Annotated in this window: 19 protein-coding genes and 1 riboswitch; of the genes, 16 read left to right on the plus strand and 3 right to left on the minus strand. The window is 35.8% G+C overall.

What is annotated here, in order from left to right:
• Nucleotides 1-79 precede the first annotated feature (79 nt).
• The 8 genes from F6U93_RS06870 to F6U93_RS06905 all read left to right on the plus strand — a co-directional run bounded on the left by F6U93_RS06870 (nt 80) and on the right by F6U93_RS06905 (nt 8,305).
• Nucleotides 80-1,246: an aspartate aminotransferase family protein gene (locus F6U93_RS06870; RefSeq protein ID WP_150938168.1), complete on the plus strand. Its 1,167-nt coding sequence runs from the start codon at nt 80-82 to the stop codon at nt 1,244-1,246.
• A 12-nt stretch (nt 1,247-1,258) separates the two neighbouring features.
• Nucleotides 1,259-2,455, plus strand: a complete 1,197-nt coding sequence (locus tag F6U93_RS06875; RefSeq protein WP_150938169.1) for a glutamate-5-semialdehyde dehydrogenase — start codon at nt 1,259-1,261, stop codon at nt 2,453-2,455.
• A gap of 57 nt (nt 2,456-2,512) precedes the next feature.
• Nucleotides 2,513-3,274, plus strand: coding sequence for a glutamate 5-kinase (proB, locus tag F6U93_RS06880; RefSeq protein ID WP_150938171.1), 762 nt, complete (start codon nt 2,513-2,515; stop codon nt 3,272-3,274).
• Between the two features lie 7 nt (nt 3,275-3,281).
• Nucleotides 3,282-4,220, plus strand: coding sequence for an N-acetylornithine carbamoyltransferase (locus F6U93_RS06885; RefSeq protein ID WP_150938173.1), 939 nt, complete (start codon nt 3,282-3,284; stop codon nt 4,218-4,220).
• Entirely contained in the window at nt 4,213-4,995 is a 783-nt protein-coding gene (argB, locus tag F6U93_RS06890; RefSeq protein WP_150938175.1) for an acetylglutamate kinase, read from the plus strand. Before F6U93_RS06885 ends, argB begins: the two co-directional genes overlap by 8 nt.
• Complete coding sequence (locus F6U93_RS06895) at nt 4,992-6,056, plus strand: M20 family metallo-hydrolase (protein ID WP_150938177.1); 1,065 nt, start codon at nt 4,992-4,994, stop codon at nt 6,054-6,056. The genes argB and F6U93_RS06895 overlap by 4 nt, the downstream gene beginning before the upstream one ends.
• Before the next feature lie 36 nt (nt 6,057-6,092).
• Entirely contained in the window at nt 6,093-7,367 is a 1,275-nt protein-coding gene (gene argH / locus F6U93_RS06900; RefSeq protein ID WP_150938179.1) for an argininosuccinate lyase, read from the plus strand.
• Nucleotides 7,368-7,795: 428 nt separating this feature from the next.
• The gene (locus tag F6U93_RS06905) at nt 7,796-8,305 is read left to right on the plus strand and encodes a DUF3124 domain-containing protein (protein WP_150938181.1); all 510 of its coding nucleotides are present in this window, start codon (nt 7,796-7,798) and stop codon (nt 8,303-8,305) included.
• A 128-nt stretch (nt 8,306-8,433) separates the two neighbouring features.
• On the opposite strand, the gene leuB is transcribed toward F6U93_RS06905, so the two are convergent.
• Together leuB and F6U93_RS06915 are read right to left on the minus strand one after the other, a co-directional pair.
• Nucleotides 8,434-9,552: a 3-isopropylmalate dehydrogenase gene (leuB, locus tag F6U93_RS06910; protein ID WP_150938183.1), complete on the minus strand. Its 1,119-nt coding sequence runs from the start codon at nt 9,550-9,552 to the stop codon at nt 8,434-8,436.
• A 60-nt stretch (nt 9,553-9,612) separates the two neighbouring features.
• Complete coding sequence (locus F6U93_RS06915; protein WP_150938185.1) at nt 9,613-10,788, minus strand: 2-isopropylmalate synthase; 1,176 nt, start codon at nt 10,786-10,788, stop codon at nt 9,613-9,615.
• Between the two features lie 148 nt (nt 10,789-10,936).
• Here F6U93_RS06915 and F6U93_RS06920 point away from each other — a divergent pair, with 148 nt between their 5' ends.
• On the plus strand, nt 10,937-12,493 hold the full coding sequence (locus F6U93_RS06920) for a hypothetical protein (protein WP_150938187.1): 1,557 nt from the start codon (nt 10,937-10,939) through the stop codon (nt 12,491-12,493).
• Nucleotides 12,494-12,514: 21 nt separating this feature from the next.
• Here F6U93_RS06920 and F6U93_RS06925 read toward each other — a convergent pair whose 3' ends face one another.
• Complete coding sequence (locus F6U93_RS06925; protein WP_150938189.1) at nt 12,515-12,937, minus strand: lipocalin family protein; 423 nt, start codon at nt 12,935-12,937, stop codon at nt 12,515-12,517.
• 163 nt (nt 12,938-13,100) lie between these two features.
• A riboswitch (SAM riboswitch) is annotated at nt 13,101-13,202 on the plus strand.
• Between the two features lie 116 nt (nt 13,203-13,318).
• On the opposite strand from F6U93_RS06925, the gene thrA reads away from it, so the two are divergent.
• From thrA to F6U93_RS06960, 7 genes are all read left to right on the plus strand, one after another.
• Nucleotides 13,319-16,717 carry a bifunctional aspartate kinase/homoserine dehydrogenase I gene (gene thrA, locus F6U93_RS06930; RefSeq protein WP_150938192.1) on the plus strand — a complete coding sequence of 1,133 codons (3,399 nt, stop codon included), beginning with the start codon at nt 13,319-13,321 and terminating at the stop codon, nt 16,715-16,717.
• Between the two features lie 260 nt (nt 16,718-16,977).
• Nucleotides 16,978-18,153: a trans-sulfuration enzyme family protein gene (locus F6U93_RS06935; RefSeq protein WP_150938193.1), complete on the plus strand. Its 1,176-nt coding sequence runs from the start codon at nt 16,978-16,980 to the stop codon at nt 18,151-18,153.
• Nucleotides 18,154-18,667: 514 nt separating this feature from the next.
• Entirely contained in the window at nt 18,668-19,198 is a 531-nt protein-coding gene (locus tag F6U93_RS06940; RefSeq protein ID WP_150938195.1) for a flavodoxin, read from the plus strand.
• Nucleotides 19,199-19,509: 311 nt separating this feature from the next.
• Nucleotides 19,510-20,526: a polysaccharide lyase family 7 protein gene (locus tag F6U93_RS06945; protein WP_150938197.1), complete on the plus strand. Its 1,017-nt coding sequence runs from the start codon at nt 19,510-19,512 to the stop codon at nt 20,524-20,526.
• Nucleotides 20,527-20,629: 103 nt separating this feature from the next.
• The gene (locus F6U93_RS06950) at nt 20,630-21,049 is read left to right on the plus strand and encodes an RrF2 family transcriptional regulator (RefSeq protein WP_150938199.1); all 420 of its coding nucleotides are present in this window, start codon (nt 20,630-20,632) and stop codon (nt 21,047-21,049) included.
• Nucleotides 21,050-21,210: 161 nt separating this feature from the next.
• On the plus strand, nt 21,211-21,468 hold the full coding sequence (locus F6U93_RS06955) for a DUF2061 domain-containing protein (RefSeq protein WP_150938202.1): 258 nt from the start codon (nt 21,211-21,213) through the stop codon (nt 21,466-21,468).
• A 10-nt stretch (nt 21,469-21,478) separates the two neighbouring features.
• The gene (locus F6U93_RS06960; RefSeq protein ID WP_150938205.1) at nt 21,479-22,099 is read left to right on the plus strand and encodes a phosphoadenosine phosphosulfate reductase domain-containing protein; all 621 of its coding nucleotides are present in this window, start codon (nt 21,479-21,481) and stop codon (nt 22,097-22,099) included.
• Nucleotides 22,100-22,180 lie beyond the last annotated feature (81 nt).

A 22,180-nucleotide genomic window follows, 5' to 3' on the forward strand; every position in this document is an offset into this window, starting at 1 on the left:
ATTTTAGCCAAAATCTCACTTTAAAAGTGGTCTCGGCTGCTTTTGATAGATATCTAACTAATTAATTAAAGTAATAATTATGCCATTATTTAACGTTTACCCGCTTTATGATGTAACGCCAGTTTCAGGAAAAGGTGTTTACGTCTATGATGAGAATGGTACAGAATATTTAGATCTGTACGGGGGGCACGCTGTAATTTCCATCGGACATTCACATCCTAAGTATGTGAAAGCGATTTCAAAACAAGTTGAAGCACTTGGATTTTACTCAAACGCGATTCAAAATCCTTTGCAAGTGAAGTTAGCCAATAAACTAGAGGCGCTTTCAGGTTGTAAAGATTACGAATTGTTTTTATGTAATTCTGGAGCTGAAGCTAATGAGAATGCTTTAAAATTAGCATCGTTTAAAACAGGGAAATCACGTGTTGTAGCGTTTAAAAATGGTTTTCACGGACGTACATCGGCAGCTGTTGCAGCCACCGATAACCCAAATATTGTTGCACCAATTAATGCACAACAGAAAGTCACGATTCTAGAATTGAACGACATCGCAGGTGTTCAAGCTGAACTAGAAAAAGGTGATGTTTGTGCGGTTATTGTAGAGTTTATTCAAGGCATAGGAGGCCTAGATCAAGGAACCGCTGAGTTTTTTGAAAAAGTCGATACACTTTGTAAAGCAAACAATACGTTTTTTATCGCCGATGAGGTACAATCGGGGTACGGGCGTTCAGGTAAGTTTTTTGCATATCAACATTATAATGTAACACCAGACGTTATTGCGATGGCAAAAGGCATGGGTAATGGCTTTCCGATTGGAGGCATTTTAATTCACCCAAACATAGAAGCTAAATTTGGTATGTTAGGTACCACTTTTGGCGGTAATCACCTAGCATGTGCAGCAGGTATATCGGTTTTAGAGGTTATAGAAGACCAAAAACTGATGGAAAATGCCAAAGTGATGTCTGAGTATTTTGTAAAAATTGCTAAAACCATTCCGCATATCAAAAAGATTAAAGGAAAAGGTTTAATGCTCGGATTAGAATTTGACTTTGAAGTTGGCGACTTAAGAAAACGCCTTATTTATGACAATCATATTTTTACTGGTGGCGCTTCAAATAAAAAATTATTAAGAATTCTGCCTCCGTTAACTGTTAGAAAAGAGCATATCAATATGTTTTATGAAGCCCTAATAGAAGCATTACCTGAGGTTGAAGCTGCAGAAGAACTGCAGACACAAAACATTTAAAAAAAAATTACAATGAACACATTATTAACTATAGAAACAAGAAATGCCGTATTGCTTAAAATGGGAGAGCTATTAGAAGCAGAACGCGAAGCTATAATTAATATCAATAAAGAAGATTTAGACGCTTATAATGGTGACGATAAATCTATGTACGATCGTTTAAAAGTAGACGATTCAAAAGTAGATGAAATGATTAAGTCGGTAACCCACTTAGCTTCTCAAGATGACCCTGTTGGTGTTGAGCGCTTTGCGTTTAAGCACGACAATGGGATGCAGGTATATAATAAAACAGCCTCTTTTGGTACGGTTTTAATTATTTATGAATCACGTCCTGATGTAACTGTTGAGGCGGCTGGAATTGCTTTTAAGTCTGGAAATAAAATTTTGCTTAAAGGAGGTAAAGAGTCTTTAAGGTCAAACTTAAAAATTGTTGAATTATGGCACGCAGCGCTTGAAGCGCATGGTGCGTCTACTGATTGGGTAGAATATTTACAGTTCAACAGAGAAGAAACACAAGCCTTCCTTGAAAATCCTACACAGCAAGTGGATTTAATGGTGCCTAGAGGTGGTGAGCGTTTAATCGCTTTCGTGAAAAAACACGCCAATTGCCCTGTGATTATTAGTGGTCGTGGAAATAACTTTGTGTATGTACATCCTAAAGCCGATTTAGATCTTGCTATGAAGGTGATTATTAATGCGAAAACGGCAAAAATTTCCGCTTGTAATGCCCTTGATAAAGTCTTAATCGATAAAAATCTTCCAAACAAAGAAGATTTCATAAAACGCTTAATTTCAAAATTAAAAGAATTTGATGTTGAAATTTTAGGAGACGCTGAAACTTCTAAATATGATGGGATTTCTCAGTTTGAATCTGATGATATTTGGTACGAAGAGTTCTTAGATTATAAAATTGTGATTGGTGAGATTGATTCAGTTGAAGATACAATTGCTATGATCAATAAATATTCTGGCGGACACTCTTCATCAATCATAACAACTGATGACGCTGTAGCAAAAACCTTTATGGAAAATGTTGATACAGCTGCCGTTTATCACAATGCTTCAACACGTTTTACCGATGGTAGTCAATTAGGTTTAGGTGGTGAATTAGCGATTAGTACTGATAAATTACACCAACGTGGACCAATTGGTTTACAGCATTTAGTAACAAACAAGTGGTATGTTCATGGAAATGGACAAATTAGATAATTAAGCGAGTACTTGCTAATAACAATAACTGATTATTGTTAGTGAGGTTTTCAATACATGAAGAAAAAACGCATTTTATTAAAAGTAGGGTCTAATACACTTACCAAGGAAACCGATAATATTTCCAGAGGTAAAATTGAAGATATCGCCAATCAAATTGCGCAACTTCAAGATTCATACGAGTTTATTATTGTAAGCTCAGGGGCCATTGCGGTGGCTAAACAGTTTGTAAAGCTGGAAAGTCAACGTGAAGAACTTTTTGTAAAACAAGCTTTAGCTTCTATTGGACAACCGCATTTAATACGTATTTATCAGGAAATTTTCAGAGAATACGGTTTGTTGAGTTCACAATGTTTGTTATCCTATTCAGATTTTGAAAAACAGGAAAGTAAAACAAACATTGTGAATACCATCAATGTCTTGGTAAATAACAACTACATCCCTATCATCAACGAAAATGATACCGTTGCCACCGATGAAATTAAATTTGGTGACAATGATAAACTAGGCGCTTTAACGGCGGCGCTTTTGGGAGTTGATTTATACATAATTGCCACCAACACCAATGGCATTTACACCAAAGCTTCCATTCAAAATAACAAGCCTGAAACCATTGCAGAAGTCGTAGATTTTGATGCCTTAAAAACAGAAGTAGTAAATACCAAGTCTTCACACGGCAGTGGAGGTATGGCTTCTAAAATTGAAGCAGCAGCCTTAGCCAAAAATGCCAATATTGAAACTTGGATTGTAAACGGACTAGAAGACCATTTCATAGTCAATGCCATGGAAAACAAAGTGCCGTTTACTAAAATAAAATAATGTTCAGATGAAAAATTATACATCCATAAACGATATCGACAACATCGACACTTGGATTTCCGAAGCAAAAGAAATAAAAGAAAACCCTCTAAAACATAAAGCCCTAGGGCAGGACAAAACCTTAGGACTATTGTTCTTTAACTCGAGTTTACGTACCCGTTTAAGCACGCAAAAAGCCGCTTTAAACTTGGGTATGAATCCTATCGTAATGAATGTTTCTGGTGATGCTTGGGGTATCGAGTTTGGTGATGGAACTGTTATGAATGGTAACACTGCCGAACATATTAAAGAAGCTGCAGCAGTAGTGTCTCAGTATTGTGATATTATCGCCGTAAGAGCCTTTCCAACCTTAACCGATAAGGCTAAAGATGAAAGCGAACAGGTTTTAAAAGCTTTTGTAGAGTATGCTTCAGTACCTGTTGTAAACATGGAAAGTGCTACAGGACACCCGCTACAAGGGTTAACTGATGCTTTGACCATTTCTGAACACGCCAAAACATCAAAACCTAAAGTGGTTTTAAGTTGGGCACCTCACGTTAAAGCACTGCCTCACGCGGTTGGAAACAGCTTTACACAAGCCATGCAGAAAATGGATGTTGATTTTGTGATTACAAATCCTGAAGGATATGATTTGAGTCCAGAAATCACTAAAGACACCCCAATAATTCATAATCAAGAAGAAGCCCTTAAAGACGCTGATTTTGTTTATGTGAAAAACTGGAGTTCGTATGACGATTATGGGAAAGTTTTAAACACAGACCCAAGTTGGATGATTACCAAAGAAAAGCTAGGCGACGCTAAATTCATGCACTGCCTACCAGTAAGACGTAATGTAATTGTGGAAGATGCGGTTTTAGATAGTGACAGTTCTTTAGTGATTCAGCAAGCCAACAATAGAACCTATGCAGCACAATTGGTGCTTAAAAAAATATTAGAAAATGGCTAAAGAGAAATTATCGGTAGTAAAAGTTGGCGGAAACGTTATTGAAGATAAAGACGCTTTAGCATCTTTTTTAGAGGGATTCTCTAAATTGGAAGGCAAAAAAATATTAGTACACGGTGGTGGAAAACGTGCCACACACATCGCTTCAAAATTGGGTATTGAATCTAATATGATAAACGGTAGACGTGTGACTGACGCCGAAACCCTAGAAGTGATTACAATGGTTTATGGCGGATTGGTAAATAAAAACATTGTAGCGCAGTTACAAGGTTTAAACACAGACGCCATTGGTTTAACGGGGGCTGATATTAATAGCATCGCCTCTAAAAAACGTCCGGTAAAAGACATCGATTATGGTTTTGTTGGTGACGTAAAAAAGGTGAATTATAAAAGCATTGATAAATTAATGCAAGCTGATTTTACACCTGTATTTTGCGCGATTACCCATGATGAAAACGGACAACTTTTCAACACCAATGCAGATACGATTGCTTCAGAATTAGCTATTGGGTTATCCAACTTATATAAAGTGGAATTGGTGTATTGTTTTGAGAAAAACGGTGTGCTTATGGAAGTTGATGATGACGATTCGGTGATCGATTTCATGGATTCTGGAACTTATGAAATCTTAAAACACAAAGGTGTTTTTCATGATGGGATGCTTCCAAAACTAGAAAATTGTTATCACGCGATCAGTGAAGGCGTTTCTCGTGTTTTTATCGGGAATCCAACCATTATAAGTAATAAAGAGCAAAAGTTTACCACCTTATTTTTATGATAGAACAGCTAACAAACAAGGCCATAGCTTTATTAAAAAAGCTAATTGAAACGCAGTCTTTTTCTTCAGAAGAGGAGCATACAGCAGCACTTATTGAAGGCTGGTTTACAGAACACAATATAGATTTTACACGTACAAAAAACAATATTTGGGCGCTTAATAAGCATTTTGATGAAAGCAAACCAACCTTGTTATTGAACTCACATCACGATACGGTAAAACCGAATTCGGCTTACACTAAAGATCCGTTCAAGGCCATTGTTGAAGACGGTAAATTATACGGTTTAGGAAGTAATGATGCTGGAGGTTGCTTGGTGTCGCTTTTGGCAACTTTTGTATACTATTATAAGCAAGAAAACTTAAAATACAATTTAGTAATGGTCGCTTCCGCGGAAGAAGAAAGCAGTGGTCCAAACGGACTGAATAGTATGCTTCCTATCATTCCGAAGGTTGATGTGGCTATTGTAGGCGAACCAACCCTGATGAATTTGGCCGTGGCCGAAAAAGGCTTAGTTGTTTTTGATGCCGTGATTTCAGGGACGCCTAGTCACGCTGCGCATCCAAATGATAATAACGCGATTTATAATTGTATTGAGGCGTTACAATGGTTTAAGGATTTAAAATTCGACAAGAGCTCTGAAGCTTTAGGCGATGTAAAATTAACAGTCACTCAAATTAATGCTGGAACACAACATAATGTAGTGCCTGGTCATGTGGATTTGGTTATTGATGTTCGTGTGAACGATGCATATAGCAATGCTGAAATAGCCGAGATTTTACAAAAAAATGCGCCGGTAACTAGCATTACACCGCGTAGTTTACGTTTAAACTCATCATCCATTCCAATGGATCATGCTTTGGTTCAAGAAGGTATTGCCATGGGGCGATCAACTTATGGTTCACCAACCTTATCAGATCAGGCGGTTTTAACCTGTAAGTCCTTAAAATTAGGACCAGGGGATAGCACGCGTTCGCATTCAGCAGATGAATTCATTTACATCAACGAAATAGAAGAAGGTATTAAAATATATATTGAATTGTTAAATCGTGCTATCGTATAAACAATTCAACGATTCAACACATAAACATTTTTAAAAATGAAACTCTGGGATAAAGGCATATCAATCGATAAAAAAATCGAACAATTTACAGTAGGTAACGATAGAGAAATAGATATTCACATTGCAAAATATGATGTAATCGCATCGCGTGCGCATGCGATTATGCTTCAAAAAATTGGTATTCTTTCTGAAATTGAATTAGAAAAATTACTTTCTGGACTTCAGGTTTTAGCCAACCAGATTGAAGACGGTACTTTTGTTATCGATGCCCAGTTTGAAGATGTGCACTCTAAAATAGAATTTGAATTGACCAAAGCTTTAGGCGATGTGGGTAAAAAAATACACACCGCACGTTCTAGAAATGATCAAGTTTTAGTCGCGCTTCATCTGTATTTTAAAGAAGAATTGGCCGTAGTAAAATCTAAAGCTAAAACACTTTTTGATACGCTTTTAAAACAAGCTGAAACTTATAAAGACAAAGTGCTTCCTGGTTATACACATTTACAAGTGGCCATGCCATCTTCTTTCGGATTATGGTTTTCGGCTTACGCAGAATTAATGATTGACGATGTGTTTTTACTAGATGCCGCCATCAAGACAGTAGATCAAAATCCTTTAGGCTCTGCAGCTGGTTACGGAAGTTCGTTCCCAATTGACCGTGATGTTACAACTCAAGAAATGGATTTTGCCACCATGAAATACAACGTGGTTGCAGCTCAAATGGGACGTGGTAAAAATGAACGTACCATTGCAGCCGCTCTAGGAAGTTTAGCTAATACTTTAGCGCGTTTTGCTATGGATACTTGTTTGTATATGAGCCAGAATTTCGGGTTTATATCTTTTCCAGATGAATTAACAACAGGAAGCAGCATCATGCCACACAAGAAAAATCCAGATGTTTTTGAGTTAATTCGTGGTAAGTGTAACAAAATTCAGGCTTTACAAGGTGAAATGATTTTGATAACGAATAACTTGCCAAGTGGTTACCACCGCGATTTTCAGTTGTTAAAAGAAAATATCATTGCAGCTTTTGAAGAAATGAAAGATATCCTTGATATTTTTAATTACTCGATTGAACAAATTATCGTGAAGGATATCGATATTAACGATGATAAATACAAATATTTATTTACCGTTGATAATATCAATACTTTAGTGGTAGAAGGTCAAACCTTTAGAGAGGCTTACCAAAAAATTGGCGGGCAAGTTCAAGATGGCACTTATATTCCAGATACCTCTAAGAAGCATACTCATGCCGGAAGTATTCATAACTTATGTTTAGATAAAATTCGCGATAAGTTTCCTGGATAAAGTACTTAGATTAGATTTAGAGCTTAATTACTTTAACAGCTTAGCAAGCCACTAAATGGACTTACTCCAGTTGAAAATAATTTAAGAATTTGTGTAATTTTTATTTTGTAAATTGGCGTTTAACCAAATAGAAAACCTTCATATATGAAAAAAGCATTAAAAGTTATTTCACTTGTCTCAATTTTTGGATTTTTAGTTCTATGGGTTTTAAATAAGTTCAGTGTTGAATTTGATTTTAACACCGTGGAAATACAAAGTATTTTCGTACTCATTTACTTGGTAAGTAGTTTAAAGTACTATAAAATGAGTATTGATGATAAGGATACTGAAATCGAAAATTTAAAGGCGAAATTGAACGTCTAAATTTAGGAGACTCAACGCTTTTATATCATAACAATCAGTATTATCATTTTATTTCCTTTGGATTTATGAAGCGAAACCTGCTTATCATCGTACTATTTTTTAGTTTATTGGCTTGTAATGAGCAAAAGCCGATGAGTTCAATTCACCCTGAAAACTGGTCAAAACGGGCTATTGATATTAGTAAAAAGGACAGCCTTGAGTCAGGTCAATCATACCTTTCGATATACTCTCAAATTTATAGCATTTCTGAAAAGAAAACGCATAATTTAACCGCTATGGTGAGTTTAAGAAATACCAGTACAGAAGATACTATTTATATTGAAAAAGCAAATTACTACGATACCCATGGCAAATTAGTGAGAACCTACTTTGATCATACTATTTTTTTAGCGCCTCTAGAAACTGCTGAAATCATAATCGACGAAGTTGATACCACAGGTGGCACGGGTTCTAATTTTATCTTTGATTGGAAAATTCCTCACAACTGTTCAGAACCGCTATTTGATGGCGTTATGAATTCAACCGTTGGACAGCAAGGCCTGTCGTTTACAACCCAAGCTGTGCGTATTAAATAAACGAAACAATATACCCTTGTGAGGGCATCACTGGGGTGTCCGCAATCCATTAAAAAAGCGTATCGGTTAGATACGCTTTTAAGGACTTTCTAGTTTAGTTTAATTGGTTTGTTGACTAACTCAAATAATTAAATAATCGTGGATTGCCCTAAATGTATATTAGTAAAGTTTAGATTGGTCTCGTCAGGATTGTGAATGAAATCTTCAATAAAATCACCCACTTTTGTTGTACTGATATGATCATATTTATTGTTCAAATCTGGTGTGGTGATATGTAATTTTAAAGACTTATCTACACCTTCTCTCACGCGGTTAGCTTCTTCATCTAATCCGAAATGGTCTAACAACATAGCTGCCGATAAAATAGAAGCAATAGGGTTTGCAATACCTTTGTTAGCGGCCTTAGTATAAGCTCCGTGAATAGGCTCAAACATCACGTGCTCGTCACCAATAGACGCTGAGGCTAATAAGCCGATAGAACCTACAATAACGCTAGCTTCTTCCGAAAGAATATCTCCAAACATGTTTTCAGTTAAAATCACATCAAACTGTTTCGGGTTGATGATTAAGTCCATCGCGGCATTATCAATATAGGTGTATTCTATTTTTACATCAGAATACTGCTTGGCAATGTCTTTAACGACGCGTCGCCAAAGTCTAGAGCTTTCAAGCACATTCGCTTTATCAACTAAGGTTAATTTGCGTTTTCTAGATTGAGCGGCTTTAAAAGCAGCGTGAGCAATGCGTTCTATTTCAAAACGTTGGTATTCACAAACATCGGAAGCGGTGTTGCCATCGTCACTAAGATGTCTTTTTCCGAAATAAATACCACCGGTTAATTCTCTGTAAATCACTAAATTGGTATCCTTAATCGCTTTTACTTTTAAAGAAGATTTGTTTAATAAATCTTCATAAGCAATTACGGGTCTGATATTAGTATGTAAGCCTAAAGCTTTACGCAGCCCTAATAGACCTTGTTCCGGGCGTACTTCAGCATCAGGATCTTCATCATATTTTGTGTTACCTATTGCACCAAATAAAACCGCATCCGCTCTTTTACAGATTTCAACCGTTTCATCAGGTAAAGCTGTACCTGTCTTTTCAATAGCTACACCACCAACTAAAGCCTTTTCAAAAGTAAAAACATGATTAAATTCCATGGCAATAGCTTTCAGTACCTTAACGGCTTGAGCTGTAACTTCTGGTCCAATGCCATCTCCGGGTAAAACGCCAATATTTAACTTCATATCTTACTTTTTTATAGTGAATACTTCCGCGAAAGCGATAACAACAACGTTGCTACTAAGTTAAGCAGAAATAATTTCTTTGTAAGCTTTACTGCTTTCTATTATTTTATGGATGTCATCATCATCAACTTCTTTCTTTTTATCTGCATAATCTAAAAAGAGGTTGTAAATTTCATCCAATTGAATTTTTGTAAGTTCATAACCCACTTTTTTAGCTCTATAAGCTAAGGCAGCTCTACCAGAACGTGCTGTTAATACAATAGCAGATTCGGTAACACCAACATCTTTAGGGTCCATGATTTCATAAGTTTCACGGTTTTTAATCATACCATCTTGATGAATTCCAGAACTATGTGCAAAAGCATTAGCACCAACAATCGCTTTGTTTGGTTGCGTGTAAATACCCATACTATCTGAAACCAATTGGCTCAAACCATAAAGCATTTCAGTTTTAATTCCTGTGTCTAAGTTTAGGTAAGGGTGTTGCTTCATGATCATAACTACCTCTTCAAGGGCAGTGTTTCCTGCGCGCTCTCCAATACCGTTAATAGTACACTCAATTTGACGCGCACCATTGATAACGCCTTCAATAGAATTAGCAGTCGCTAACCCTAAATCATTATGACAGTGGCATGAAATAATCGCTTTTTCAATGCCTTTTACATTTTCTTTTAAGTACTTGATTTTAGCACCGTATTCACTTGGTAAACAGTAACCTGTGGTGTCAGGGATGTTTAAGACTGTAGCTCCGGCTTTAATCGCAGCTTCACAAATACGTGCAAGGTATTCGTTATCGGTTCTTCCAGCATCTTCAGCATAAAACTCAACATCTTCTACAAAAGTCTTAGCATAAGAAACGGCTTTTACCGCGCGTTCTATAATAGCATCTTGAGTAGAATTGAATTTATATTTAATATGAGATTCTGAGGTTCCAATACCTGTATGAATACGTCCGGTTTTAGCCAGTTTTAAGGCCTCACCAGCAACTTTAATATCATTTTCTACGGCACGTGTTAAACCACAAACTGTAGCATTTTTTACAATTTTAGTAATCTCTACAACCGATTTAAAATCTCCAGGGCTAGACACTGGGAAACCAGCTTCAATAATGTCAACACCTAAAAAATCCAGCTGTTCAGCAATGATTATTTTTTGTTCAGTATTCAGTTTACAGCCAGGGACCTGCTCGCCGTCTCTAAGCGTTGTATCAAAAATTTGGACTTTATTATCAGACATTTATTAAAATATATTTTCGTATTGTTTTACGAATGTATATTTTGGTTTTGTAAAAATTCAGTTCTACATTTGTTTTTTACGATGTTAAACACATTGATATAACAGTTAAAATGCTGTAAAACAGAAAATTACATCTGTTTTTGTAACTATGACAAGAGATCAAAAAGATAATTTATTTGTTTTAATTAAGTCCTTATCCAAATCTGAAAAACGCCAATTTAAGCTTTACGTAGGCCGTTTGGGGGTGAATGAAGATTCTAAGTTTTTAATGTTGTTCAATATTTTGGATAAGTTAACCACTTATGATGAGGCCGTGATTCTAAAAAAAGGCATTGTTAAGAAACAACAATTATCGAATTTAAAAGCGCACCTTTATAAGCAAATCTTAATCAGTTTACGTCTAAACCCATCGCATCAAGATGTGCGTATTCAAATTCGCGAACAGTTAGATTTTGCGACCATTCTTTATCATAAGGGTTTATATAAGCAGAGTTTAAAAATTCTCGATAAAGCCAAGAATTTAGCAATTGCTAATGAAGAAAAGAATGCTGCATATGAGATTGTTGATCTTGAAAAAGTCATAGAATCGCAATACATCACGCGCAGTATGAACAACAGGGCCGATCAATTATCGATTGAAGCTAAGGAGTTAAGTCGTCAAAATGTATTAGCGAGTAAGCTTTCTAATTTATCTCTTCAGTTATATGGTCAGTTTTTAAAAACAGGTTATGTTAAAAACGAAGCCGAAACGAAGAGAATTACCGACTATTTTAATGCTAGATTGCCTCAATTTCACATTAGTGAACTAGGCTTTCGTGAGAAATTATGGCTTTATAAATCTAGACTTTGGTATAGCTTTTTAACCCAGGACTTTTTGGCTTGTTATAAATACTCTAGAAAATGGGTGGAGTTATTTTATGAGAATAAGGATATGATTCTTTTAAATCCGGTGTTTTTCCTTAAAGGGAATAACTATTTGTTAGAATCACTTTATTACCTAAGACATTACAAGAAATTTAAAGCCGCATTAATACGTTTTGAAGACATCACTAAAGAAAAATGGTTTCCTGTAGATGATAATATTGAAGGTTTAACCTTTTTATTTATTTATAATAATAAGTTCAACCTGCATTTCATAGAAGGAAGTTTTAAGGAAGGCCTACCTTTAGTTGATGAGGTTTTAGAACGTTTAAAAAATTATAAAGACCGCATTGATGAACATCATATTATGGTGTTTTATTATAAGGTAGCGAGCGTCTATTTTGGTGCTGGTGATAACAGAAAATGTATTTATTATTTAGAGAAAATAATAAGCAATAAATCACTTCAAATGCGTGAAGATTTATTGTGTTTTTCAAGAATTTTAAATCTTGTAGCCCACTATGAAGCTGGTTTAGACTACAACCTTGATATCTTAATAAAAAGCACCTATAAGTTCTTAATTAAAATGGAAGATTTATATGAGGTGCAAAAAGAGTTCATTAAGTTTTTACGTGGCTTGGGTGATATTTATCCGCATGAGGTGAAAAATGAATTCATTAAACTTCACAAGAAATTAAAGGAATTTGAAGATGATCCTTACCAAAGTCGTGCTTTTTTATATTTAGATATTATTTCTTGGTTAGAATCTAAAATTGAAAATAAACCTATTGGCGAGGTCATTAGAAATAAGTTTGTATTAATGGAGAATCGTGCTATATCGTAAAGGACGATTTTATTTAGGTTGTTAAGGAAGTTTTATATATTTAGAACTGCAGCCATCTGTGCAAATAAGTACTGTAGATTCGAGAAGGAAATATCCAGGTTTAAAGGTGATTTTGTATGTTACATCGCCTTCAGGGTTTTGAAATTGGGAAGTAAAATCTTCACAATCATATGTTAGTTTTAAATCATTTTCATTTAAAGTATATGTGCCTGTACTGCATTCTGGGTAAGCGTTAGAGGTAAAGGAGCCGTCCTCAGAAAAAGTTATGGTTTCTCCGTTTTCATCTTCAACATAAAATTGAGGGCCTCCTGCACTAGTGTAACCTCCGGTTTCCTGCCAGCTTCCTAGTATCGATGTTTCAATGTCTGCGTCGTTATTTTTGCTACAATTGAAAGCTAAAATTAAGGCTAAAAAAGCGAAACTAAGTTGGACTTTTTGTGTCATTTGTTTGGTTTTTTTAGGAGATGCGTTAAATTTAATAAGGTTGCGTTAGTTTGTGAGATAATTCATTAATTATTTTGAATTTTAAAAATAACCGCTAAAAAATTTGGATATTAACTTTTTCTGAACGAATATTTGCATTCATAAAGTTCAAAAACTTACTGAAATGTTATCAAGAAAGGCAGAGGGATTAGACCCAATGAAGCCTTAGCAACCCTTTACCAGTAAAGAAGGTGCTAAATTCTACCCTTGATTGGATAGATAACGAAACGAAATTACTTTCTGTAGTTTCTAAATTCTTTATAACATTTTTCTATTAAGCACACGGTTTACAATCGTGTATTTTGACTTTTTATTTAGTTTAAAGTAAAAAAGAAGAATAATTTGGAGCAATCATTGCAACATATCATCATTAAAGATTTCCTAACGGAAAATCAAACGCTTAATTCAGAAATCAATTTAAGTTATCAAGTTTTTGGTAAACCTATTGGTGAAGCCCCTGTTGTTTTGGTTAATCATGCACTTACGGGGAATAGTCATGTGGCTGGAAACGGCGGCTGGTGGAGCGATTTAATTGGAGACGATAAAGTTATTGATACCAAGCTTTACACCGTTTTAGCTTTTAACATTCCGGGGAATGGCTACGATGGCTTTGTGATTGATAATTACAAAGATTTTGTAGCGCGAGATATTGCTAGAATATTTTTAATAGGCCTAGAAGAATTAAACACAGGAAAATTATTTGCTGTAGTTGGTGGTTCGCTAGGTGGCGGTATTTCATGGGAAATGGCGGTAATAAAGCCCGATTTGACCGAACATTTAGTTGTGGTTGCAACCGATTGGAAATCTACAGACTGGCTCATTGCCAACTGCCAAATTCAAGAACAGTTTTTGTTGAATTCTAAGCACCCAGTGCACGATGCGCGTATGCATGCCATGCTGTGCTACCGTACACCAGAGTCGTTTAAAGAGCGTTTTCAGCGTTCTAAAAATGACGATTTAGAGATTTTCAATGTGGAAAGTTGGTTGCTACATCACGGCGATAAGCTGCAGGAACGTTTTCAGCTTTCGGCTTATAAATTGATGAATCAGCTGCTTAAAACCATTGATGTGACCAAAGGGCGCACTGAGAATTTTAATGTTTTAGAAAACATAGAAGCCAATATCCATATTATAGGTGTAGATTCTGATTTGTTTTTTACGGCTGAAGAAAACAGAGAAACTCAAAAACAACTGGCATTAACACATCATAATGTCACATATAACGAAATTAATTCCGTGCACGGTCATGATGCCTTTCTAATGGAGTATGACCAATTGGAAAAAATAATAGAAGGCATTTTTGTGCCAAATTCTAAAAGAAAAAGAATGAAAGTATTAAAATTTGGAGGTAAATCTTTAGCAAACGGAGAAGGTTTAAATACCGTACTTTCCATAATAGAAAATAAAGTTGCTGCAGGCGAACGCATTAGTGTAGTGGTTTCTGCAAGAGGCACCGCGACCGATGATTTAGAAGTTATTTTAAACAAAGCCTTAAAAGGGAAGCCTTATAAAGAAGATTTAGAAGCCTTTAAAGCTTACCAAAGCGCGCCTTCTAAAGACGTTGATTTTACCCAGGAGTTTTCAACCTTAGACAAACTTTTTGAAGGGGTGAGTTTGTTGGGAGATTACAGCAGTAAAACCAAGGATAATATTTTAGCGCAAGGCGAATTGATTTCGGTGAAGTTAATTACTGGTATTTTAAATGAGCGCGGTATTAAGGCTAATGCCACCGATTCTCGTGAGCTTATTAAAACCGATGAGGTATTTGGAAATGCACAGCCTTTATCGAAATTATCCAAAGAAAACACACAGGCTTATTTCAAAAAGCATAAAGATACCGTAAATGTGGTTACTGGTTTTATAGCCTCCAACTTAAAGAATGAAACGACGACTTTAGGAAGAAACGGAAGCAACTATACAGCCGCTTTAATCGCGAATTTTTTAGATGCTGAAGAGCTTCAGAATTACACGCATGTGAACGGTATTTATACGGCCGATCCAAACATGGTTGCTGATGCGCAGCAAATTAGAGAGTTGTCCTTTAGTGAAGCGAATGAGTTAGCTAACTTTGGAACCTCGGTTTTACACGCTAAAACCATTATTCCTTTAGTGGAGAAAAATATCAGCCTTCGTATATTAAATACCTTTAATCCAGATGATGAAGGGACTTTAATTACGGCTAGACCAAGCACAAAAGAGGTGACCTCTTTATCGGTTTTAGATAATGTGGCGCTTTTAAATTTTGAAGGCCGTGGGTTGCTAGGTAAAATTGGTGTGGATGCCAGAATATTTAAAGCATTAAGTAATTACGGCATTAGTGTGAGCATTGTATCGCAAGGTTCATCAGAACGTGGTATTGGGTTAATTATTGATTCAGACCAAGCAACACAAGCGGTGATTGCTTTAGAACGTGAGTTTGAAGGTGATTTCTATTCGCAAGATGTGAATAAAATTGATGTGGTTGATGATGTGACAGTGATTTCTATTGTGGGAATTGAGTTAAGTTCATTCCATAAACCCTTTAACGCGCTTATTAAAAACCAAATTACACCATTGTTATTTAACAATACGGTTACTGGAAAGAATGTGAGTTTGGTGGTTAAAAAAGACCAGCTTCACAAAGCCGTAAACGTGATTCACGGTGAGGTTTTCGGGATTTCAAAAAAGATAAACATTGCTGTTTTTGGTCATGGTGGTGTTGGTGGTGCTTTAATCAATCAGATTTTAAAATCGAAAGGTGATATTGAATCTCGTAAAGGGATTAACCTCAATATTTTTGCCATTGCCAATTCTAAAAAGCAATTGTTAAATAAAGATGGTGTGGAATTAACCTGGGAAGATGATATTAAAACAACCGATCATGCAAGTTCGCTTCCAGACATTATCGCTTTCGCGAAAAGACATCATTTAGAGAATTTAATAGCAGTTGATAATACGGCAAGCCCGAATTTTTATGAAAATTACGTGCCTTTAGTTGAAGCCGGTTTCGACCTGGTGTCTTCAAATAAAGTAGCAAATACCGTATCACATAAATTTTACAAAGACTTACGTGTTGAGTTGCATGAAAACAATAAGCAATATTTATACGAAACTACGGTTGGGGCAGGTTTACCTTTAATTGATACTATTAAATTATTACATGAATCGGGTGAGAATATCACTAGAATTCGTGGGGTGTTTTCTGGAACTTTGAGTTATTTATTTAATAATTTTTCTGTGGAAGACAAGCCTTTTAGCGAAATCATTCAGGAAACGATTGACAAAGGGTTTACAGAACCAGATCCGCGTGAGGATTTCTCAGGAAATGATGTGGCTAGAAAATTGTTAATTCTAGCAAGAGAGTTAGATTTGCATAATGAGTTTGAAGATGTTGAAGTTCAGAATTTAATTCCTGAGCAGTATCGTGATATTTCGGTAGAAGAATTTTTAAAACAACTGGATGTTTTAGATGAAGAATACCAAAAGTTGAAAGACAATCAGAAACCTGATCACGTTTTACGTTATGTAGGTGATTTATCGGGCGATTTGTCTCAAGATAAAGGAAAACTAGAAGTGAAATTGGTATCTATTCCAGAAGATAGTACTTTAGGACATGTTAAAGGTTCTGATGCCATTTTTGAAATTTTCACAGAATCTTACGGCGAACAGCCTATCGTGATTCAGGGTGCTGGAGCAGGTGCCGAAGTAACGGCTAGAGGTGTATTTGGTGATATATTAAGATTGTCTAAACATATAAACTAAAATTCCCGAGAAGGCGGGAATCTCAAGAAGTGTAAAAAATATAAGTCCAAAGTAGGTTTAGAAAATATCAAAGGTTAACTAGATAAACATTAAGCTGGGTTATAAAAAACTAACTTTGTAGATAAGCGCATTAGGGATTGAAGCGGCATCCTTTTTTTGCCTCTTTAAAAGGCGAAAAAAAACTGCCTGCCGTCAGGCAGATAGAGCATAAAGCCCGACCCGATAGGGGAATGCCAGAATAAGAATTATTATAATGAACTATGAGCAATAACAAGAAATTTGAAACTTTAGCAGTAAGAACGCAGACAGAAACGTCTCAATTCTCAGAACACTCAGTGCCTTTGTACTTAACATCAGGCTTTGTTTTTGACGATGCTGAGGAAATGAGAGCCTCGTTTGCAGAAGAGAAGCAACGCGATTTATACAGCCGTTACAGCAACCCGAATGTCAATGAATTTGTTGATAAGGTGTGCTTGATGGAAGGCGCAGAGGCAGGTTTTGCCTTCGCGAGTGGTATGGCAGCGGTGTTTTCAACTTTTGGAACTTTGCTGGATGCCGGAGACCATGTGGTGTCTTGTAGTTCGGTTTTTGGCGCAACTCATGGTTTGTTTACCAAATATTTTCCGAAATGGAATATTGAGTATTCGTATTTCAATGTAAATGAAGTTGATAAGATTGAAAGCTTAATCAAACCAAATACGAAGTTTATTTATGCTGAAACGCCTACTAACCCTGGTGTGGATGTTTTAGACTTAGATTTATTGAGCGCGATTTGTAAAAAACACGGTTTGTTGTTAGTGATTGATAATTGCTTTGCGACGCCGTATTTACAAAATCCAATTAAACATGGTGCCGATTTAGTCATTCATTCGGCTACCAAATTAATGGACGGTCAAGGCCGTGTGCTTGGTGGTGTTACGGTTGGTAATAAGGAATTGATTCGTGAAATTTACTTGTTTTCGAGACTTACAGGGCCTGCAATGAGTGCTTTTAATGCTTGGGTGTTATCTAAATCTTTAGAGACTTTAGCGGTAAGAACCGATAAGCACTGTGAAAATGCTTTAAAACTAGCAACTTTTCTAGAAGGACACCCTAAAGTGACTTGGGTGAAGTATCCTTTCTTGAAATCGCATCCACAATATGAAGTGGCTAAAAAGCAAATGAAATTGGGTGGAAATATTATCGCTTTTGAAGTCGAAGGCGGAATTAAAGGTGGTCAAGCCTTTTTTGACTCGATTAAAATGTGTTCGTTGTCTGCCAACTTAGGAGATACTAGAACTATTGTAACCCACCCAGCGAGTACAACTCATGCTAAAGTAGAGCCAGAAGTGAAGGCTGCTGCAGGAATTACAGATGGATTAGTACGTGTGTCAGTTGGTTTAGAACATGTTGATGATGTGATTGCTGATATTGAACAAGCACTAGAAAATATTTAAGAGATTATAATACTGTAGTATTGGCCCTTACAACTGGTTTGTGAGGGCTTTTTTTTGCACTATATTTTAATATTGTTTACTTCTAGTAAATCGTGTGTTTCAAAATTAAATAAGGTTTCGCTTAACAAGGCTTCAAATTGATTAACGCGGTCTTTTTTTATTCTGAATACGACTTCGCTGTATGTTGTTGTGCATTTTATAGGTTGTAAATGGTCTTCGTTGTTGCATTTCTCACAGTCGCAATGATTTTTGGTTTTGTAGGATGAAATGACCTCGATTAAGTTTTTTAATTAGGGTATACTCAGTATTATGGCAATGTCTGCGACTTGCAATTGTATTTTTCTAGTTTTTCTTTCCAAACTTCTTAACACAAAAGTTTGACCTATAAAATTGCTGTGGAGGGGTTCTAGGAGGTACATGAATTTAATTTTTTCAAATATATTAATTATTTTTATTTAGAATAAATAAAAATAATATTTAACTTTGTAATAGAAATCTTTATAAAGTGTGAAGTATGAATGATAAGATAGGTGTGTTTTACGGTTCGGACTCTGGTGTAACAGATGATATTACACGAGATTTAATCAGCTTTTGGGCAGATGATAATTTGGAGGTGATGGAAGTTGGTGATGCGACGGTTGATGATTTAGAGCAGTATCAAATGCTGTTATTTGGCTTATCCACTTGGTATGATGGTGACTTACAAAGTGATTGGGAGGAATTTTTCGATGATTTCCAAACGATAGATTTTAGCAATAAAGTTGTGGCGATTTACGGTTTGGGTGATCAAATTGGTTATGCTGAATATTTTGTTGATGGCATTGGCTTATTGGCGAAAGTGGTTTTAGAAAAAGGCGGAAAAGTTGTTGGGTATTGGCCAACTGAAGGCTATCGGTTTACCGATTCGGTTGCTATCGTTGACGAGCAGAAGGATTTGTTTTATGGACTAGCTTTAGATCATGATAATGAATCGCAACTTACAGATGATCGTTTAACAACATGGATTGCTCAAATAAAAGAAGAATTCTTAAGAGAGACTGCCTAGGCATTAATTTTAATTTGTTAGTTTTTTGTTACTAATTCAGGTTTAGGTTCGGCTAAACCAAAGGTTTGAAGTTTATTTTAAATCTTATAAATACCTTTACTATTGGTTTGTAAAGGTATTTTTTTTTTGGTTTATGATGTTACTTTCTTGAGTTAAGAAAACTAGTATTTGTTTAAATATTAACCGTTATTATTGAAGATAAATCGGTTAAGTGGTGCTCAGTTTTGAGATTTAACAGAATATTGAGAAACTGGTTAACCAGTTATAAGTATCTTTGTAGCGCGTTAATTTAATTTTAAAAAGCGCTATTTATGAAGAGACTACCATATTTATTTATTGTTTTATTTCTAAGTTTTACAACTTATAGTTGCAGTTCAAGCGATGATGTGGAGGATGTTGAGCAAGAAATACCAACTGACCCTAAGCCTGAACCAGAGCCTGAACCTGAACCAGAGCCAGAGCCGGAACCTGAAAATGATGGCGAACTGGACCCAGCAAAAGCCCCTTCTGAAAATTTTGATTTATCAACCTGGAATTTAAGTATTCCTATAGACAATGGTGAAGGAAACGCGCTTACTGTAGGTGTTGCTGCGTTGAATGATGATTTTGAAACTTCGGCCTTTTTCTATACTGCCGATGACGGTGGTATGGTTTTTAAATGTCCGAATAGTGGGCCAAAAACTTCTGAAAACACAAAATATACCCGTGTGGAACTTCGTGAAATGTTGCGTGGTACGAACACTAGTATAAAGACACAAGGTGTGAACAAAAACAACTGGGTGTTTGGTACAGCGCCAGAAGCTGATAAAAAAGCAGCTGCTGGTTTTGACGGTGAAATGACTGCAACATTAGCGGTAAACCATGTATCAACTACTGGGAGTAATAGTCATATTGGTCGTGTCATTGTAGGTCAGATTCACGCTAATGATGATGAGCCTGTGCGTATCTACTACAGGAAATTAAAAAATAATGACTTAGGATCTATTTATTTTGCGCACGAACCAACCGATGGTAATGGCGATGAGCAATGGCATGAGATGATCGGTTCTAGAAGTAACAGTGCTTCTAACCCTACCGATGGTATCGCACTAGGTGAGAAATTTAGCTATACCATTAATGTGCAAGGTGATTTATTAACAGTGACTATCTCTAGAGAAGGCAAAGCTGATGTGATAAAAACCGTAGACATGACAAATAGTGGTTTTAATGTTTCTGGACAGTATATGTATTTTAAAGCTGGTGTGTATAATCAAAATAATTCAGGTGATGCTGATGATTATGTACAAGCTACTTTCTATGCATTAGAAAAATCACATACAACCTATTAATTACTGAGTCACAGCGATTCATTAAGATAACAAAACACCGTAGAATTCTTTTCTATGGTGTTTTTTCATTTTAGCACTTTAATAAAAAGGCTATCTTAGCGGGATGTTATCTAAGAAAACAAAATACGGATTAAAGGCACTCACCTTTATTGCCAGAAGTGAAGGCGATTTGCCACTGCAGGTTGCTGAAATAGCCAAACAAGAACAAATTCCTCAAAAATTTTTAGAAAGTATTTTATTAACGCTTCGTAAAGCGGGTATTTTAGGCTCTAAGAAAGGAAAACACGGCGGTTATTATTTAAGAGAAACCCCAGAAGATATCTTAATGACTGATGTAATGCGTGTTTTGGAAGGTCCTATTGCTATGGTACCTTGTGTGAGCTTAAATTACTACGAAAAGTGTGATGACTGTGTGGATGAAGAACTTTGTAGTGTCAATAAATTGATGCTTCAAGTGCGTGATAGTACACTTAATGTGTTCAGAAATACGACGTTAGCCGATTTGTCTCATCCAAAAGGGTGAAAAATTCTTAATATATCTTCCTTTTCCTTATAAAAATTAAGGCTTATCTCTATAAAAATTCCGATATGCTAAAAAGTTTGAAAATTACTTTATTATGTGCTAAAATGTATTACTTTTGTAATCCCTACTAAATTGATAGGAATAATATAACACATGAACAAATGATTGCGCAGATGTTAATTAAAAATAAAGAAAAGTCTACATACAAAGAGGATAGTACTAGTGAAAAGCCGATTAGAAGTGTTGTGAAATCACTTAGCTGGAGAACTATAGGTACTTTAGATACTATTGTAATTTCTTACTTAGTAACAGGGAAGTTAGATTTAGCTTTTTCTATTGGAGGAATTGAATTAGTAACTAAAATGGTATTGTATTTTTTCCATGAAAGAGCATGGAATTCTATTAAATGGGGAAAATAAAGAAAGAATTATGTTTACAGAAAATCAAATAGAAGCCTTAAACGAAGCATATAAAGATGCTGCGCCAGCAGAAATCATTAAAAAAGCCATAGCGCTTAATGATGAAGCGGTAGTTACAACTAATTTTAGACCATACGAAGCGGCTATTTTACATGCGGTAAGTACGGTAAAGTCTGAGCTTCCTGTGGTTTGGTGTGATACAGGATATAATACACCACAAACTTACAGACATGCTGAACAAGTAATTAAAGATTTGGCTTTAAACGTGTTTTTATATGTGCCAAAACAAACTTCGGCACATCGTGATGTGGTTATGGGAATCCCTTCTGTAAATGCGCCAGAACACGCATTATTTACAGAGCAAGTAAAGTTAGAACCGTTTGCACGTGCTATGGCTGAACACAAACCTAAGGTTTGGTTTACAAATTTACGTCAGGGGCAAACAGCCTTTAGAAATAGTATCGGCATTTTTAGTTTAAGTAAAGATGGCGTTTTAAAAGTGAGTCCGTTTTACTATTGGTCTGATGAAAAATTAGATGGCTATTTAAAAGATAATAATTTGCCAAACGAATTTAAATATTTCGACCCTACAAAAGCATTAGAAAATAGAGAGTGTGGTTTACACGCCTAGTTTAGTTTTCAGTCACAGTCACAGTCACAGTTTGCAGTTGAACTGGCTAGTAAAAAAATAAATTAATAATAACAAAACTCT

It is taken from the genome of Pseudotamlana haliotis (genome assembly GCF_008806375.1).
Classification (GTDB): Bacteria; Bacteroidota; Bacteroidia; order Flavobacteriales; family Flavobacteriaceae; genus Pseudotamlana; species Pseudotamlana haliotis.